Genomic DNA, 540 nt, shown 5'->3' on the forward strand with positions numbered 1-540 from the left:
GTTGGAGCGCTTGGACCAGGCGGCGCCGATTTCCGCGCGGCCGACCAGAACCCGGTGGCTGGGGGCGTTCTCGCCGGTGGCGCGGGTGTCGGGGACGATGCGCACGCCCTTGGCTTGGACGCTGAGGGTTACGATTTCGCCGGTGAACTCGTTCGAGCCGGTCTTCTTGAAGGTGCCGATGGTCGCCATTGTAAGTCTCCGTTTCGTTTTCGGGACCGCTCCATTGCGGCCTCGATGGCGATCGACAGGCCGGAGGCGACCGACGCCGCATCGCTTGCGACCGGAGCAACGCGGAGGATGGCAGGAACGACTTTGTTGTTTCGCGAGGAATGACGGCCTTGGCCGGCAGGGGAAGAAAGTCGGGACGCGCCGTTGCGGCTTAGGCGGTCGAGGCGCAGCCGTCCTTCGGTCAGATCAGGCCATTGGAGAGGCCGTTCGGAGCGGTCTGGAGACAATCAGGAACGGAAGATCATGGCGACCCGGTCGCAACCAGCAGACGGCGCAAGCTGAAGATCATCTGCGACCCGTCCTCCCCTTGTA

1 protein-coding gene is annotated in these 540 nt (G+C 64.6%); it reads right to left on the bottom strand.

Annotation, left to right across the window (positions count from 1 at the left end):
• The coding region (locus tag AACY08_RS28485) for a DUF736 domain-containing protein (RefSeq protein WP_339472439.1) at positions 1–189 on the bottom strand (189 nt) is incomplete at its 3' end.
• Positions 190–540: the final 351 nt, after the last annotated feature.

It is taken from the genome of Pseudomonas sp. EL_65y_Pfl1_R83, assembly GCF_963970695.1.
In the GTDB taxonomy this organism is placed as follows: domain Bacteria; phylum Pseudomonadota; class Gammaproteobacteria; order Pseudomonadales; family Pseudomonadaceae; genus Aquipseudomonas; species Aquipseudomonas tritici.